This window comes from Paraburkholderia sp. RL17-383-BIF-A, assembly GCF_046028015.1.
Classification (GTDB): Bacteria; Pseudomonadota; Gammaproteobacteria; order Burkholderiales; family Burkholderiaceae; genus Paraburkholderia.
Genome location: NZ_JARESR010000016.1, coordinates 79,200 through 94,460, shown reverse-complemented (window position 1 = coordinate 94,460; position 15,261 = coordinate 79,200). Strand labels below are relative to the sequence as shown.

Here is a 15,261-nt window from a genome sequence, read left to right as displayed (position 1 = left end):
TCAGTATCAGGCCGTCGTCGAGCCGGCTTTCGACGCGCGTTCGAACGCGTCGAGGATCGGCCGCAACGCGGCGCGCTTGAGCTTGAGCGCCGCTTGGTTCACAACGAGGCGCGACGAAATCTGCATGATCTCCTCCACCTCGACAAGATTGTTGGCGCGTAAGGTGTTGCCCGAGCTCACCAGGTCGACAATTGCGTCGGCCAGGCCGACCAGCGGCGCCAGTTCCATCGAACCGTACAGCTTGATCAGATCGACGTGCACGCCCTTGGCGGCGAAATGCTCGCGCGCGGTTTCAACGTACTTGGTCGCCACGCGCAAGCGCGCGCCCTGGCGCACCGCGTTCGCATAATCGAAACCGGCCGCGACCGCGACCGACATGCGGCAGCGCGCGATATCCAGGTCGACCGGCTGATACAGGCCGCTGCCGCCATGTTCGAGCAGCACGTCTTTGCCCGCCACGCCGAAGTCGGCCGCGCCGTATTCGACATAGGTCGGCACGTCGGTGGCGCGCACGATGATCACGCGCACATTGGCGTCCGTGGTCGGCAGGATCAGCTTGCGCGAGGTTTCCGGATCTTCCGCCACTTCAATGCCGGCTGCGGCGAGCAGAGGCAGCGTCTCCTCGAAGATACGCCCTTTCGACAACGCCAGCGTGAGCGGCGCGCTCACCGCCGGCGACGACGAAGTTTGCGGCATCGCGCTCATGCCTGGCTCCCCGAGATACGGCGCACCTTCGCGCCGATAGCGGTGAGCTTGGTTTCCATCCGGTCGTAACCGCGGTCGAGGTGATAGATCCGGTCAATCAGCGTTTCACCGTCGGCACGCAAGGCGGCGATCACGAGACTCGCGGACGCGCGCAGATCGGTCGCCATGACCTTCGCGCCGGAGAGCTGCTCGACGCCGCTCACGAGCGCGGTGTTGCCGTCGATCGTGATGTTCGCGCCGAGCCGGTTCAATTCCTGCACGTGCATGAAGCGATTCTCGAAGATCGTCTCGACGACTTGCGAGGTGCCGTTCGCGATCGTATTCAGCGCCATGAACTGCGCCTGCATGTCGGTCGGGAACGCCGGGTATTCGGAGGTGCGGAACGTAACCGCGTTGGGACGCTTGTCCATGCGCACGCGCATCCAGTCGTCGCCTTCTTCGACCGTGACGCCGGCTTCGCGCAGCTTTTCGGTCACCGCTTCGAGAATCAGCGGACGCACTTTACGCAGCATGACGTCGCCACCGGCTGCCGCCACCGCGCACAGGAACGTGCCGGCTTCGATGCGATCGGGAATCACCGTGTGCTTCGCGCCATGCAGCTTGTCGACGCCCTGAATCACGAGGCGATCGGTGCCGATGCCTTCGATCTTTGCGCCCATCGCGACCAGCAGATGCGCGAGGTCGCCGACTTCCGGCTCACGTGCCGCGTTCTCGATGACGGTTTCGCCTTCAGCCAGCACGGCTGCCATCAGCAGATTTTCGGTGCCGGTCACGGTGATCATGTCGGTGACGATGCGCGTGCCCTTCAGACGCTTCGCGCGGGCTTCGATAAAGCCGTGCTCGATCGTGATCTCGGCACCCATGGCCTGCAGGCCCTTGATGTGCTGATCCACCGGACGCGCGCCGATTGCGCAGCCACCCGGCAGCGAGACACGCGCGTGACCGAAGCGCGCGACCAGCGGGCCGAGCACGAGGATCGACGCGCGCATGGTCTTCACCATCTCATACGGCGCGACGAGGTTATCCACCTTCGACGCGTTCAGCGACACGCGGCCTTCGCCGCTCTCGATCTGCACGCCCATCTGGCCGAGCAGCTTGAGCATCGTGCGCACGTCCTGCAGGTCGGGCACGTTCTCCAGATGCACCGGTTCCGCGCTCAGCAGACCCGCGCACAGAATCGGCAACGCCGCATTCTTCGCACCCGAGACGACGACTTCACCCGACAGCGGGTAGCCACCTTCAATGACGAGTTTATCCATGCCTGTCAGTTCCTGATTGACCCGGACTTCGGCCGGGGCTGCTTTGACTGTGTTCGGCGCGCCGCTACCGGCGTCGCGCCCTTCTTGAGTAATTCGCACTAAATTTCCAGATTATGCGTTCTGCCATTCGGCGGGCGTCAGCGTCTTCATGCTGAGCGCGTGGATTTCTTCGCGCATGCGGTCGCCGAGCGCCGCGTACACGAGTTGATGGCGTTGAATCAGACGCTTGCCTTCGAAGCTCGGCGAAACGATGGTCGCAAAGAAATGCTGGCCGTCGCCTTCGACTTCGAGATGCTGGCAGGCGAGCCCAGCCGCGATGTATTGCTTGACCTGTTCGGGAGTCGGCAACATGAGAGAAGCTCCTGATCAGTGGCGCAGTTTGTAGCCGGAAGCGAGCATGCGCATCGCCACCACGGCCAGCACCACAAAGAAACCGGCGACGATCGCGAGGCTCACGAGCGGATTGATATCCGACATCCCGAAGAACCCGTAGCGAAAGCCGTCGATCATGTAGAAAAAGGGATTGAGCCGCGACACTTCACGCCACACCGGTGGCAGCGTGTGAGTCGAGTAGAACACGCCCGAGAGGAACGTGAGCGGCATGATCAAAAAGTTTTGAAACGCGGCGAGCTGGTCGAATTTGTCGGCCCAGATACCCGCGATCAAACCCAGCGTGCCGAGAATCGCCGCGCCGAAAATGGCGAACAGAATGATGAACAGCGGCGCGGTGAAGCTGACGGGCACGAACCAGATCGTCACGATGAACACGCCGAAACCCACGGCGAGACCGCGCACCACGGCCGCGAGCACATAGGCGCCGAACATCTCGTAGTGCGACAGCGGCGGCAGCAACACGAACACCAGGTTGCCCGTGATCTTCGACTGGATCAGCGAGGACGAGCTATTGGCGAATGCATTCTGCAGCACGCTCATCATCACGAGACCCGGAATCAGGAAACTCGTGTATTCGACACCCGGATAGACCTGCACGTGACCGCGCAAGGCGTGACCGAAAATCGTCAGATAGAGCAGCGCGGTAATGACCGGCGCCAGCACCGTCTGGAACGCCACCTTCCAGAACCGCAGGAGCTCTTTGTAAAACAGCGTACGGAAACCGCTCATGCAAGCCCCTCGATCACTTCCGGACCGTTCATTACCTGAACGAACACATCTTCGAGGTCGGCTTTGCGGACCTCGATTTCTTCGAATGTGCAGCCCGCCGTGCGGCACTGCGCGAGAATTTTTTCGACGTCGTCGTAGCTTGCAAGACGCAGCAGATGCTGGCGGCCGTTGCCGTTGCCCGTGCCGCTCTCCACTTCGAGCGGACGCAGATCGGCCGGCAATACGCCTTGCGCGAACCGCAGGAACAGTTGCATACCGGCAAAACGTTGCAGCAGCGTGCTGGTGCGCTCGAGCGCCACGACCTCGCCGCGCCGCAGCATGGCGATGCGATCGCACAGCGATTCGGCTTCTTCCAGATAGTGCGTGGTCAGCACGATAGTGTGGCCTTCGCGGTTCAGGCGCGAAATGAATTTCCAAAGCGTTTGCCGCAATTCGACGTCGACGCCCGCGGTCGGCTCGTCGAGCACGATCACCGGCGGCCGGTGCACGAGCGCCTGCGCGACCAGCACGCGGCGCTTCATACCGCCCGACAGTGCGCGCATATTGGCGTCGGCTTTGTCGGTGAGGTCGAGATTGGCCATGATCTCGTCGATCCACGCGTCGTTGTTGCGCAGACCGTAGTAGCCGGACTGAATGCGCAAGGTTTCGCGCACCGTGAAGAACGGATCGAACACGAGCTCCTGCGGCACCACGCCGAGTGCGCGACGCGCAGCGCGGAAATCGCTGACCACGTCGTGGCCACGCACGGCGATGCTGCCTTCATCGGCGCGCGCGAGCCCGGCGAGGATGCTGATGAGCGTTGTCTTGCCCGCGCCGTTCGGACCGAGCAGCCCGAAGAACTCGCCCTCTTCAACTGTAAGGCTGACGCCCTTGAGCGCCTGCAAGTCCTTGTAGCGCTTCTTGACGTTACGAATTTCTATGGCTGACATTGACTGTGGGCCGCGTGCGTCGCGGCGCCTAAAGGAGCCCGGAGGGGGCGCACAAATGCTGGAAGAAACGGAATTGGGGCCGGTTATGAGCCCCAAAAAACGTTTGATTATAGGGCAAAAATCGGTGGCCCTATCTCAGGCGGGAGGTTTGGAAGTGACGCGCTCAGAGCGTCAATGTCGCGCCGATAAGAGAGTATCGACGCCGTAGGCTTGCGCGAGGCTGGCGAGACCAGCCGGCAGATTGACGATCTCGAACGCGCCGCCGCGCGCCTGGGCGGCACGCTGCCACGCGAGGAGGACGGCCAGCGCGGACGAATCGAACTGCGCGAGCGGTGCGCAGTCCACGCCGTTCGCGCCCGCCGCGATACGTTGCAAACCCGCCGAGAGCGCGGCGTTCGCGCTCTCGTGGGTCAGCGTCGCGCCGCTCTCGAAGCGGTTGGCGACGGGGCTCAGCACTTCGCTCACGACTGCTTGCCCGCGGCGAGTTGCTGGTTACGCTGCGTGAGGAACTGGATCAGCCCGTCCACGCCCTTCTGCTGAATCTGCTCGTTGAACTGCTGCTGATACGCCTGGATCAGCCATGCGCCGAGCACGTTGATGTCATACACGCGCCAGCCTTGTGGCGTCTTGTACAGACGGTAGTCGAGTTCGATCGGCGAGCCGTTGTTCATCACGACCGAGCGCACCACCGTGTCGGTGTCGTCCGGGTTCATGCGGAACGGCTTGTACTGGATCTGCTGATCGCGCACTTGGGCCAGCGCGCCCGAGTACGTACGGATCAGCAGCATCTTGAACTGCTCGACCACTGCGTTTTGCTGCTCCGGCGATGCGGTGCGCCAGTTGCGGCCCATCGCCAGCTGGGTGGTGCGACGGAAATCCGTGTACGGCAGGATCTTCTCGTTCACGAGTGTGGTGATGTGCGAAATGTCGCCTTGCTGGATCGACTTGTCGGCACGCACTGCATCGATCACCTGCTGGGTGACCGTTTTGATCATGCCGTCGGGGGAATTGGAGTCGACGGTTTGTGCCGAGACGCCGGCGCTGGCAAATGAGAACAGCGCGGCAAACAACGGAATCAAGAACAATTTTTTCATATGGAGCCCTGCCTTAAAAATAGTGCAACCGTTTGAGCCGACATTAACACGCGAGTTCAGCCGCAATCCATGCGCAAACTGCGAGAGTCGTATCGATCTGTTACGGCTGCACGATCAACGCAATTTGAATGACGGAAAGTTGAAACGCGAGGGCGGAACCAGTTGGCCAGCCGGGATCTGCGTCGTTTCAGGGCCGCCGTTGAGGTCGAGCGGCGGCGATTCGACGCTGCCCGACGCGGCTTCCGGCGCTGCCGCCGTGCCCGATGCCGCCTGCGGCGGCGTTGCCGCGGTCGCCCCGGAAGCCGGCGCCGCCTTCGCGGCAGCAGCACCCGGCGTGCCTGCCGCGCCGGCCGTACCCGTCGCGGCGCCAGTCGGCGCACCCGCCGCGCTGCCGTCGACGTCGCCGTAGTTCGGCAGCGGCGCTTCGTCGCCGTAGTTCGGCAGTCCTTGCGCCTGCTTGTTGTCGGACAGCAGGTACTGACGGCGCTGCAGATACGCGTTGCGCACGAACGAATATTTGTCGAGCGCGGCGCCTTCAAGCACATCGCTCGCGCTCAGCAGATTGGCGCGCGTATTGACCACGTTCAGGCCGTACAGCGCCCAGCTCAGACCATCCGGATGAATGTAGCTGAGCGGGTTCACATAGTAATTGCCGATCGATCCGACCGCGTCGCGCACGGTGCTCGGCCCGAACAGCGGCAGCACGAGGTACGGGCCCGCTGGCACGCCGTAGTGACCGAGCGTCAAGCCGAGGTCGTTGTCGTGCTTGGGCAGCTTGGCAAGCGTCGCCACGTCGAACAGACCGCCCACACCGAAGACCGTGTTGATCACGATCCGCATGATGTCTTCGACACCGTCGGTGATCTTCAATTGCAGCAGGTTGTTCGCCGCAATGTAGACGTCGCCGATGTTCGAGAAGAAGTTCGTCACACTGTCGCGCACCGGCTGCGGGGTCGCCCACACGTAGCCCTTCGCGACCGGCTTGAGCGCGTACTGGTCGATCTTGTCGTTGACGGTGAACATGGTGCGGTTCAAGCCTTCGAGCGGGTCGCCCTTGGTCGGCGTCTGCACGGTCGTACAGCCGGCGAGCAGCGTTGCGACTACCGCCAGCCTTGCGACCGGGAAAGCGCGCGCGGCCCTGATGCGTGTGGTCTGCATTCTTGTTCTCCTTATTGAGCGCCCGCGCCGGACGCGGGCAGGCTCGGCGCCACGGGCGCGGGTGTGCTCGCGGCGGCGCCAGGCTTGGACGCACCCGAATCCGCAGCCTTGCTGTACAGGAATTGTCCGATGAGGTTTTCCAGCACGATCGCCGATTGCGTCATGGAGATGGTGTCGCCCGCCTTGAGCATCTCGCTGTCGCCGCCGGGTTCGAGCCCGATGTATTGTTCACCGAGCAGACCCGAGGTCAGGATCTTCGCCGACGTGTCTTTCGGAAACTGGTACTGCTTGTCCAGATCGATCGTGACGACGGCCTGGTACGCGTTGCTGTCGAAGCCGATCGAACCGACGCGGCCAACCGTCACGCCCGCGCTCTTCACGGGCGCGCGCGCCTTCAATCCGCCGATGTTGTCGAACTTGAGCTTCACCGGATAGGTTGCCTGGAACGACAACGAGCTCATGTTGCCGGCCTTCAACGCCAGAAACAGCAACGCCACGAAACCCAACACCACGAACAGGCCGACCCAGAAGTCGAGAGCAGTCTTTTTCATCGTTATCCCAAAGTGAATCCGCCACGCCGTTGGCACTTCCGCCGCGCGCGTCGAATCACGCGCCGCCAGCTAAAAAAGTGCGGCGCAGCCTTAGCTGAACATCAATGCGGTCAGCAGAAAATCGAGGCCGAGCACCGCAAGTGACGCGTACACGACGGTCTTGGTCGTGGCGCGCGACACGCCTTCCGGCGTCGGCTTGGCTTCATAGCCTTGAAACAGCGCAACGAACGTCACCGCGAGGCCGAACACCACGCTTTTGACAACGCCGGCGCCGACGTCGCGCCAGACATCGACGCCACCTTGCATCTGCGACCAGAACGCGCCGGCATCGACGCCGATCAGCAGAACGCCCACCACATAGCCACCGAGCACGCCGACCGCGCTGAAGATCGCGGCGAGGATCGGCATTGAAATGATGCCCGCCCACAGGCGCGGCGCGATCACGACCTTGACCGGGTCCACGGCCATCATTTCCATCGCGGTCAGCTGCTCGCCTGCTTTCATCAAGCCGATTTCAGCTGTGAGCGACGTGCCGGCGCGCCCCGCGAACAGCAGCGCCGTGACCACCGGGCCGAGTTCACGCACGAGCGACAGCGCGACCAGCAACCCGAGCGCCTCCTCGGAGCCGTACCGGTTCAACGTGTAATAGCCCTGAAGACCGAGCACGAAGCCGACGAACAGGCCCGACACGGCAATGATCACCAGCGAATAATTACCCACGAAGTGGATCTGCTTCGTGACAAGACGTGGACGGCGCAACAACGGGAAGAATTCGAGCAGCAGCCGGAAGAAGAAACGCGTGGCATAGCCGGCCGTGCCCAGCCCGTCGAGCACCGAGCGGCCGATCATACTGATCATGGCTGACCTCCGCCGATACCGAAGTCCGCCGCGAGCGGCGTCTTGCTGGGATAGTGAAACTTGAAGGGACCGTCCGGCGCGCCGTCGATGAACTGGCGCACGGTGGGATCGGTCGACTCCCGCAGTTCAGCGGGCGTGCCTTCGGCGTGAACCCCGCCATTGGCGAGAAAGTAGACGTAATCGGCGATCGCGAACGATTCCGGCACGTCGTGCGTGACGAGGATCGACGTGGCACCGAGCGCCTGATTCAGCGCACGGATCAGGTTCGCGGTGATGCCGAGCGAGATCGGATCGAGACCGGCGAACGGCTCGTCGTACATCATCAGTTCGGGATCGAGCGCGATGGCGCGCGCCAGTGCCACACGCCGCGCCATGCCGCCCGAGATCTCCGACGGCAGCAGGTCGCGCGCGCCGCGCAAGCCGACCGCGTTGAGCTTCATCAGCACCAGATCGCGGATCAGTTCTTCGGGAAGGTCGGTGTGCTCACGCAGCGCGAAGGCGACGTTGTCGAACACGGACATGTCGGTGAACAGGGCGCCGAACTGGAACAGCATGCCCATCTTGCGCCGCAGCGCGTAGAGGCCGTCGCGCGTTTGCCGGCCGACGTCCTGGCCGTGGAACAGGATCTCGCCGCGCTGCGCGCGCACGAGGCCGCCGATCAGGCGCAGCACCGTGGTCTTGCCGCAGCCCGAACCGCCCATGACCGCGACCACCTGGCCGCGCTTGAAGCGCAGATTCAGGTTCGACAGGACGAGCCGGTCGCCGTAACCGAAGTCGACGTCGCGCAACTCGAGTAAGGTCTCGGGGGAAGAAGACACGAAACTGACAGTCCTTTTACACGGAAGGCGAATTATAGGGCCACCGTGCAAAAGTTGCCGTGACGCTGCCCCGACCCTTAACCAATTCTCACGATTATTGCGTAAACGCTTGTTGCAGTGCAGAAACGGCCGCCGCCGGATCGGCCGCTTCCGTTACCGCGCGCACCACGGCCGCGCAGCCGACGCCTGTCGCCAGCACGTCGGGCAGCACCTGCAGGTCGATGCCGCCGATCGCCACCAGCGGCACGACGCCGTCGAGCAGTCGCACGTAGCGGGCCAAACGCCGCAGGCCCTGCGGCTCGGTCGGCATGACCTTGGTGGTGGTCGGAAACACCGCGCCCAGTGCAATGTAGCTCGGCCGGAAATGCAGCGCTTTCAGAATTTCGTAGAAACCGTGGGTCGACAGGCCGAGACGCACGCCTCCCGCCGCGAGCGCGGCGAGGTCAGCCGTATGCACGTCTTCCTGACCGAGGTGGACGCCGTACGCGCCGGCTTCGAGCGCGGCCTGCCAGTGGTCGTTGATGAAGACCTGAGCGTCGTACTGGCGGCCAACGGCCACGCAGCGAGCAATTTCGCGCTTCAGTTCGTCGGCGGGTTCGGCGGATTTGCGGCGCAGTTGCACTGTCTTCACGCCAAAGCCCACCACCCGTTCGACCCATTCAGCGGTCGGCAGCACCGGATACAGGCCGAGCCGCTCGGGACAGCGTGCAAAAGCCTGCGGCGGCGCCTCGGGCAAGCCGGCAAGACGCGGGAAGTGGTTGATATCGGCGGGAAAAGCGTCGTCGGCACGAGTTTCGTCGCCGTCGCGCCAGGCCAGCGCCAGGACCAGCGCGTCATGCGGATCGAAACCGCAGTCGAGGAAAGCCGCCAGCGCGGGAATCCAGTCTTCCGCCAGATGGCCTTCCAGGCGGTATTTTTCACCGCCCAGATGCAGCGTGGCCTTTTCCTCGGCGGCTTCGATCACGCCGGCGCCGTGCACCAGCCAGCGCGCCATCTGTTCGCCGTGCTGCTGCGCGTCGGCAATCAAAATCAGGTCGCCGCCGTTCAGTTCCTCCGGCGCGGTCAGACAGATGCGCCACTGCGCATGCGTCGGCGGCCAGTCGCCCAGCCGGGCGCGGATGCGCTCGGCGGCTTCGGTGAGTTCGTCGGCGGGCGGCCAGAAGAGGTCGCGATCCTTCAATGTCAAACTCTGCGTCATGCGGCGCTCCCGTCTTGATGCCAGAACGGCATGCCGACCACCGGCGTGCTCGCGTGCGCGCTTTCGCGCGCGGCCATCGGCCCCGCCAGAAAAGCCTGGCGGCCCGCTTCGACGCCGAGCGCGAAGGCGCGCGCCATTGCGTCGGGGTGCGTGGCCTGTGAGACGGCGGTGTTCAGCAGCACGCCGTCGAAGCCCCATTCCATGACCTGCGCCGCATGCGACGGCACGCCGAGTCCGGCGTCGACGATCAGCGGCACGTCCGGCAGCCGCTCGCGCAACACGCGCAGGCCGTACGGATTGATCACGCCCTTGCCGGTGCCGATCGGCGCGCCCCACGGCATCAGCGCTTCACAACCGGCGTCCAGCAGACGGCGGCCGATCACGAGATCTTCCGTGCAGTACGGCAGCACCTTGAAGCCGTCCTTGACCAGTTGCGCGGCCGCTTCGATCAGGCCGACCGGGTCGGGCTGCAACGTGTAGTCGTCGCCGATCAGTTCGAGCTTGATCCACTCGGTTTCGAAGATTTCGCGCGCCATATGCGCGGTCGTCACCGCCTCGCCGACGGTCAGGCAACCGGCCGTGTTCGGCAGCAGCGGTACGCCGTGGCGCTTGAGGAGGTCGAAGAAGCCCGCTTCCGCGCCGCCTTCGTTCATTTGCCGGCGCAGCGCGACGGTCACCATGCCGGGGAGCGCCGCGTCGATGGAATCGGACAGCGATTGCAGCGACGGATAGCGCGAGGTGCCGAGCAGCACACGGCTCGCGAAGGTCTGGCCGTAGAGCGTGAGCGCGTCGGCAGTTTGGGAGGAGGTCATTTGCATAATCCTTGGTTTCCTGCAATCGGGCATCCCGGCGAGGCGCTCAGCCGCCGGCCACGGGTTGCACGACATCGAGCTTGTCGCCCGCCTGCAGCGCGCGCGCCGCATGCTGGGTGCGCGCCACGAAATCGCCGTTCAGCGCGACCGCGAACGGCGGACGTGCGCCGTACGCGGCGAGCGCGTCGGCGACAGTCGCGCCTTCGGGTAGCGACAACGGCTTCTGATTGATATGAATGTCCATGGTGTTCGAATACGGTTCAATCGATGGCGAAAGCGGCATGGTATGCGGCGCTCGTTTGGGTGTGGACCACTTGCGCAACGCTCATGCCGGCTCCCGCGCGGCGTCCAGTTGAAAGAGCTCGCTCCAGCGCGCATCGCGCTGCCAGTCGGCGAAAGCATCGGCGTCGCCGATGCGGCCGTCGAGCAGCGCCGCGGCGAAGCGCACGGCTTCGTCGGCGACTTCGGGCACGATCATGTAGCCGTGCCGGTACAGGCCGTTCACGCGCAGCGTCTGCGCGCCATCCCACAGCAAGGCCGGACGGTGGTCCGGCAAAGTTGGGCGGCACTGCGAATTCAGTTCGAGGATGCGTGCCTCGCCGAAGCCGGGATGCACGGAAAACGCCGCGCTCAGCAGTTCGAGCGCCGAGCGCACGCTGACCGGCGACATGTCCTCGCCTTCCACTTCGGTGGCGCCGATCACGTAGAGATCGTCCTGCTTCGGCGCGATATAGAGCGGATAGCGCGGATGCAGCAGCCGCACCGGCCGCGTCAGCTTGATACCGGGCGCATGCACGCGCGCGACTTCGCCGCGAATGCCCCGCAGCGTGGGCAGCACGGGCTTCGCGCCGAGGCCGCGGCAGTCGATCGTGACGCGGGCGGGCGGCAGCGCGTGATCGTCGACCGCCGTATTCCAGTGCGTTTCGACGCCACGTTGCGCGAGGCCCGCGGCCAGCGCGCTCAGCACCTGACGGTTATCCAGCTGGCCTTCATGTGGCAACAGCCAGCCCTGATTGAAACGGCCCGCCAACGCGGGCTCGGCGGCGCCGAGTTGCGCGCCCGACAGCGTGACGAAACCGCCGTCCAGCAATTCAGCCGGCGCATTGGAGCGCACGCGGCGCTCGAACAGCGGTGCTTCGGTGCGGTCGGCGTGATGCCAGACGACCAGCGTGCCATTGCGCTGAAAGAACACCGGCTCGGGCAACTCGGCAAGCACTTGCGGCCATGTATCGAGCGAACTCGCGCCAAGGCGCGTGATGAGCAGCTCGGCACTCGCGGCTTCCGCGAGCGGCGCAAGCATGGCCGCGGCGACCCACGCGGCGGCTTGCGAACCGGCGGCATCGCCTCGCTCATACAGCGCCACGCGATGCCCCTCACCGGCGAGACGCCACGCGACCAGCCGCCCGCACAGGCCACCGCCGAGAACGGCGAAATCGGGTTGCGCAGAACGCGTCATCGTGCGCACTCCCATTCAGGATGGCAAGCAAAGGCAAAGCGGCACGGCGCACCAGCGGCGTGCCGAAGAGCAAAACACATATCTGAAGAATAGGCGGTCATCGAGTCCTTTCCGTACGGCCAACAAAACGCACGTACCCAGGACGAAACCGGCGGGTGAGGCCGGCCGGGCAATGCGCGTTCCAATGACTAACGCCGCCCGGCGGGGAATGGAAGACTGGCTGCTTCCGGAAACTTCCCGCGCCGGTATTACCCGGATCGGGTGCAAAGGGTCTCTCTCAGCCTCGCCGCCGCAGCATGAAAACCATGCCGCCTGTGGCGCGAAGCACCCCTGTTTCGTCGAAGTCCATTAGACCATAAAAGACGCGCCCCCCGCAAACCAGCGCCCCGCCGCGCCGCACGCGGTTTGATCCGGCACCATCTTTCGCTTAATCAATACGGCCTGGGGCGGTGCTCTGGCACAATGCCAGCACAGATGCCGCACGAACGCGGCGCGGCCGGCGCACCAGACGGCCACGCCGCGTTCGCGCGGTATCGGGGCGAGGCCTCGCGGCGCAACTTAATTTTCGCTTAAGGGCTTCGCGCCAGAATCGGACGCTCACCCGCGCGTGCGTTCGTCGAGCACGACGCCCGGGCCTGTACCGCAAACCCGCCGCAGGGCAGCCCGCAGACGGACCTGCCCCGATGGGTCAGCCCCACATGGGTCAGCCCCTAATGGGCCAGCACTACTTCAGGATGCTCATGACACCGAATACCACTGCCAGCCCCGCGCTGCCGCCCGACGAAAAAGTCTCCGCCTGGAGCCTGATCAAACCCTACTGGGTTTCCGAAGAACGAAAAACGGCATGGGGCCTGCTCATCGCGATCATCGTGATGAATCTGCTCGTGGTGTGGATCAACGTGCGCCTGAATCGCTGGAGCGCCGACTTCTACAACGCGCTGCAAACCAAGAACGTGCATGACTTCCCGCACCTGCTGATGGTGTTCTCGGGGCTCGCGTTCGGCTTCATCATCCTCGCGGTGTACGGCCGTTACCTGCGCCAGATGCTCGGCTTTCGCTGGCGCCAGTGGCTGACCACGCGCTACCTGAACGAGTGGTTGAATGACAGCGCGTTCTACCGGATCGAGCGCGACCGCCTCGCCGACAACCCCGACCAGCGGATCAGCGACGACCTGCAATCGTTCGCCACCAGCACCCTTTCACTCACGCTCGACCTGCTCTCCACGGTCGTCACGCTGGTGTCGTTCATCACGATCCTGTGGTCGCTTGCCGGCGCGCTGACCATTTCGCTCGGCGGCATGCCGATCGAGATCCCCGGCTATATGGTGTGGGCGGCGGCACTCTACGCCGTGGTCGGTTCGCTGATCATCCAGAAGGTCGGCCATCCGCTCGTGCCGATCAACTACCAGGCGCAGAAAGTCGAGGCGGATTTCCGTTTCGGCCTGATCCGTCTGCGTGAAAACGCCGAGCAGATCGCCTTCTACAACGGTATGGAAACCGAGAAGAAGAACGCACACTCGCTGTTCGGCCGCATCCGCGACAACTGGTGGCAGGTGATGAAGTACACCAAGCGCCTCACGTTCGTGCTGAGCTTCTACGGCCAGATCGCGATCATCTTTCCGCTGGTGGTCGCCGCGCCCCGCTACTTCGCCGGCGCCTTCACGTTCGGTGTGCTGATGCAGATTTCCAGCGCATTCGGCACCGTCAGCGACTCGTTCTCGTGGTTCATCAACAGTTACGGCACCTTGGTCGAATGGCGCGCCACCGTGAACCGGTTGCGTGAATTCAAGCGCGTCGTGCACGCACCGCGGCTGAAGGAATCGGTCTCGCCGGCAACCGCGCACGGCGGCATCAATCTGCATTTCGTCGACGAAGACCAGCTCTCCACCGAGGGCCTCAAACTCGCCCTGCCTAACGGCAACCCGCTGTCGCGCATTCGCGATGTGGCGATCCGGCCGGGCTCGCGCTGGCTGGTGCGCGGCCCGTCGGGTTCGGGCAAGAGCACGCTGATGCGCGCCCTCGCCGGCCTGTGGCCGTTCGGCGACGGCTCGATCGACGCACCGGTCAACGCGCGCATCATGTTCATCCCGCAGGTCAGCTACATGCCGATCGGCACCCTCAAGGCGGCGCTCGCCTACCCATCCTCCGTGGACACCTACACCGACGACGAATGCCGCGAAGCGCTCGTCGTCTGCCATCTGTCGGAATACGCGGACCGTCTGCAGGAATCGGGGCACTGGACCCGCATTCTCTCGCCGGGCGAGCAACAGCGCCTCGCCGCCGCGCGCGTGTTGCTGCACAAGCCGGACTATCTGTTCCTCGACGAAGCGACCAGCGCGCTCGACGCGGACAACGAGGCGCGCCTGTATCGCCTGTTCACGGAACGGCTGCCGAAGGCGGCGATTGTCAGTGTCGCGCATCGCGAGTCGCTCGCTGCGTTCCACGACGAGACGCTCGACGTCGAGCGCTCGGACGAAGCGATCGCCGCATGAGCGACATAAGCGCCATCGCCGACCTGAACGACGCGGGCAGCGCCGGATTCGAGCGTGTCGCGCTGATCACCGGCGCCGGCTCCGGCATTGGCGCCGCACTGGCCCGACGCATCGCCGCGCCGCGCTCGGCCCTGATGCTGCACGCACGCGGCGCCGATCACGAAGCGCGCCAACGACTCGCGCAAGTCGCCGCCGATTGCAGCGCGAACGGCGCACGCTGCGCGACGGTGTTCGGCGATCTAGCCGAACGCGGCGCCGCGGAACACGTGATCCATCAAACGCTGGCGAACTTCGGCGCGCTCGATCAACTGGTCGCCAACGCCGGACACGCGCAGCGCCAAACGCTGAATGCGCTCGATGCCGACGCGTTGAGCGCAGCCTTCGCGGCCATGCCGGCCGCGTTCGCGGCACTCGTCAAACGTGCGACACCCGCACTGGAGACGTCGAAGCGCGGCCGCGTGGTCGCGCTCAGCTCGTTCGTCGCGCATCGCTACCGCGCGGACGCGCCGTTTGCCGCAACGGCCGCCGCGAAAGCGGCGCTCGAATCGCTGGCGAAAACCGCGGCTGCGGAACTCGCGCCGCACGGCGTGACAGTCAATTGCGTGGCACCCGGCTTTACCCGTAAAGATCGCGGACCGAGTGCCGATAATGCATCGGTGTGGACTCGCGCCGCCGAAGCGACGCCGCTCGGCCATGTCGCCGAGCCCACGGATATCGCCGCGCTGATCGCATTCCTGCTCTCCGACGAAGCGCGCCACATCACCGGCCAGGTAATCCACGTCGACGGCGGCCTGACTCTCGGCTGAGCG

17 protein-coding genes and 1 riboswitch are annotated in these 15,261 nt (G+C 64.6%); of the genes, 2 read left to right on the top strand and 15 right to left on the bottom strand.

What is annotated here, in order from left to right:
- Positions 1-6: 6 nt before the first annotated feature.
- The 15 genes from hisG to P0D71_RS19530 all read right to left on the bottom strand — a co-directional run bounded on the left by hisG (position 7) and on the right by P0D71_RS19530 (position 11,960).
- On the bottom strand, positions 7-705 hold the full coding sequence (gene hisG / locus P0D71_RS19600; RefSeq protein WP_091798495.1) for an ATP phosphoribosyltransferase: 699 nt from the start codon (positions 703-705) through the stop codon (positions 7-9).
- Positions 702-1,964 carry a UDP-N-acetylglucosamine 1-carboxyvinyltransferase gene (gene murA, locus P0D71_RS19595; RefSeq protein ID WP_408301980.1) on the bottom strand — a complete coding sequence of 421 codons (1,263 nt, stop codon included), beginning with the start codon at positions 1,962-1,964 and terminating at the stop codon, positions 702-704. Before murA ends, hisG begins: the two co-directional genes overlap by 4 nt.
- Before the next feature lie 111 nt (positions 1,965-2,075).
- Positions 2,076-2,315 (bottom strand): BolA family protein, encoded by a 240-nt coding sequence (locus tag P0D71_RS19590; protein ID WP_006052280.1) that lies wholly within the window; start codon positions 2,313-2,315, stop codon positions 2,076-2,078.
- Positions 2,316-2,330: 15 nt separating this feature from the next.
- Positions 2,331-3,086, bottom strand: a complete 756-nt coding sequence (locus P0D71_RS19585) for an ABC transporter permease (protein WP_091798489.1) — start codon at positions 3,084-3,086, stop codon at positions 2,331-2,333.
- The gene (locus P0D71_RS19580; RefSeq protein WP_091798486.1) at positions 3,083-4,015 is read right to left on the bottom strand and encodes an ABC transporter ATP-binding protein; all 933 of its coding nucleotides are present in this window, start codon (positions 4,013-4,015) and stop codon (positions 3,083-3,085) included. The genes P0D71_RS19585 and P0D71_RS19580 overlap by 4 nt, the downstream gene beginning before the upstream one ends.
- A gap of 171 nt (positions 4,016-4,186) precedes the next feature.
- Positions 4,187-4,480, bottom strand: a complete 294-nt coding sequence (locus tag P0D71_RS19575) for an STAS domain-containing protein (RefSeq protein WP_091798483.1) — start codon at positions 4,478-4,480, stop codon at positions 4,187-4,189.
- The gene (locus tag P0D71_RS19570) at positions 4,477-5,109 is read right to left on the bottom strand and encodes an MlaC/ttg2D family ABC transporter substrate-binding protein (RefSeq protein WP_408301904.1); all 633 of its coding nucleotides are present in this window, start codon (positions 5,107-5,109) and stop codon (positions 4,477-4,479) included. Before P0D71_RS19570 ends, P0D71_RS19575 begins: the two co-directional genes overlap by 4 nt.
- 114 nt (positions 5,110-5,223) lie before the next feature.
- On the bottom strand, positions 5,224-6,267 hold the full coding sequence (locus P0D71_RS19565) for an MlaA family lipoprotein (protein ID WP_408301902.1): 1,044 nt from the start codon (positions 6,265-6,267) through the stop codon (positions 5,224-5,226).
- Positions 6,268-6,278: 11 nt separating this feature from the next.
- Positions 6,279-6,818, bottom strand: a complete 540-nt coding sequence (mlaD, locus tag P0D71_RS19560; protein WP_408185648.1) for an outer membrane lipid asymmetry maintenance protein MlaD — start codon at positions 6,816-6,818, stop codon at positions 6,279-6,281.
- 90 nt (positions 6,819-6,908) lie between these two features.
- Positions 6,909-7,676, bottom strand: coding sequence for a lipid asymmetry maintenance ABC transporter permease subunit MlaE (mlaE, locus tag P0D71_RS19555; protein ID WP_408185647.1), 768 nt, complete (start codon positions 7,674-7,676; stop codon positions 6,909-6,911).
- Positions 7,673-8,494 (bottom strand): ABC transporter ATP-binding protein, encoded by an 822-nt coding sequence (locus P0D71_RS19550; protein ID WP_091798466.1) that lies wholly within the window; start codon positions 8,492-8,494, stop codon positions 7,673-7,675. Before P0D71_RS19550 ends, mlaE begins: the two co-directional genes overlap by 4 nt.
- Before the next feature lie 94 nt (positions 8,495-8,588).
- Positions 8,589-9,692 (bottom strand): thiamine phosphate synthase, encoded by a 1,104-nt coding sequence (gene thiE / locus P0D71_RS19545; RefSeq protein WP_408301899.1) that lies wholly within the window; start codon positions 9,690-9,692, stop codon positions 8,589-8,591.
- Positions 9,689-10,504: a thiazole synthase gene (locus P0D71_RS19540; protein WP_408301897.1), complete on the bottom strand. Its 816-nt coding sequence runs from the start codon at positions 10,502-10,504 to the stop codon at positions 9,689-9,691. Before P0D71_RS19540 ends, thiE begins: the two co-directional genes overlap by 4 nt.
- A 46-nt stretch (positions 10,505-10,550) precedes the next feature.
- Positions 10,551-10,748: a sulfur carrier protein ThiS gene (thiS, locus tag P0D71_RS19535; RefSeq protein WP_408301978.1), complete on the bottom strand. Its 198-nt coding sequence runs from the start codon at positions 10,746-10,748 to the stop codon at positions 10,551-10,553.
- A gap of 81 nt (positions 10,749-10,829) precedes the next feature.
- Positions 10,830-11,960: an FAD-dependent oxidoreductase gene (locus tag P0D71_RS19530; RefSeq protein WP_408301895.1), complete on the bottom strand. Its 1,131-nt coding sequence runs from the start codon at positions 11,958-11,960 to the stop codon at positions 10,830-10,832.
- 217 nt (positions 11,961-12,177) lie between these two features.
- A riboswitch (TPP riboswitch) is annotated at positions 12,178-12,302 on the bottom strand.
- Between the two features lie 398 nt (positions 12,303-12,700).
- On the opposite strand from P0D71_RS19530, the gene P0D71_RS19525 reads away from it, so the two are divergent.
- Positions 12,701-14,452: an ABC transporter ATP-binding protein/permease gene (locus P0D71_RS19525; RefSeq protein ID WP_408301893.1), complete on the top strand. Its 1,752-nt coding sequence runs from the start codon at positions 12,701-12,703 to the stop codon at positions 14,450-14,452.
- Positions 14,449-15,258: an SDR family NAD(P)-dependent oxidoreductase gene (locus P0D71_RS19520; protein ID WP_408301891.1), complete on the top strand. Its 810-nt coding sequence runs from the start codon at positions 14,449-14,451 to the stop codon at positions 15,256-15,258. The genes P0D71_RS19525 and P0D71_RS19520 overlap by 4 nt, the downstream gene beginning before the upstream one ends.
- Positions 15,259-15,261 lie beyond the last annotated feature (3 nt).

Excerpts from the sequence above, each read along its gene's own strand:
- P0D71_RS19585 (WP_091798489.1), bottom strand. The coding sequence starts at position 3,086 with ATGAGCGGTTTCCGTACGCTGTTTTACAAAGAGCTCCTGCGGTTCTGG.
- P0D71_RS19580 (WP_091798486.1), bottom strand. The coding sequence starts at position 4,015 with ATGTCAGCCATAGAAATTCGTAACGTCAAGAAGCGCTACAAGGACTTG.
- mlaD (WP_408185648.1), bottom strand. The coding sequence starts at position 6,818 with ATGAAAAAGACTGCTCTCGACTTCTGGGTCGGCCTGTTCGTGGTGTTG.
- hisG (WP_091798495.1), bottom strand. The coding sequence starts at position 705 with ATGAGCGCGATGCCGCAAACTTCGTCGTCGCCGGCGGTGAGCGCGCCG.
- murA (WP_408301980.1), bottom strand. The coding sequence starts at position 1,964 with ATGGATAAACTCGTCATTGAAGGTGGCTACCCGCTGTCGGGTGAAGTC.
- thiE (WP_408301899.1), bottom strand. The coding sequence starts at position 9,692 with ATGACGCAGAGTTTGACATTGAAGGATCGCGACCTCTTCTGGCCGCCC.
- P0D71_RS19520 (WP_408301891.1), top strand. The coding sequence starts at position 14,449 with ATGAGCGACATAAGCGCCATCGCCGACCTGAACGACGCGGGCAGCGCC.
- P0D71_RS19590 (WP_006052280.1), bottom strand. The coding sequence starts at position 2,315 with ATGTTGCCGACTCCCGAACAGGTCAAGCAATACATCGCGGCTGGGCTC.
- P0D71_RS19565 (WP_408301902.1), bottom strand. The coding sequence starts at position 6,267 with ATGCAGACCACACGCATCAGGGCCGCGCGCGCTTTCCCGGTCGCAAGG.
- P0D71_RS19540 (WP_408301897.1), bottom strand. The coding sequence starts at position 10,504 with ATGACCTCCTCCCAAACTGCCGACGCGCTCACGCTCTACGGCCAGACC.
- thiS (WP_408301978.1), bottom strand. The coding sequence starts at position 10,748 with ATGGACATTCATATCAATCAGAAGCCGTTGTCGCTACCCGAAGGCGCG.
- P0D71_RS19530 (WP_408301895.1), bottom strand. The coding sequence starts at position 11,960 with ATGACGCGTTCTGCGCAACCCGATTTCGCCGTTCTCGGCGGTGGCCTG.
- P0D71_RS19525 (WP_408301893.1), top strand. The coding sequence starts at position 12,701 with ATGACACCGAATACCACTGCCAGCCCCGCGCTGCCGCCCGACGAAAAA.
- P0D71_RS19570 (WP_408301904.1), bottom strand. The coding sequence starts at position 5,109 with ATGAAAAAATTGTTCTTGATTCCGTTGTTTGCCGCGCTGTTCTCATTT.
- mlaE (WP_408185647.1), bottom strand. The coding sequence starts at position 7,676 with ATGATCAGTATGATCGGCCGCTCGGTGCTCGACGGGCTGGGCACGGCC.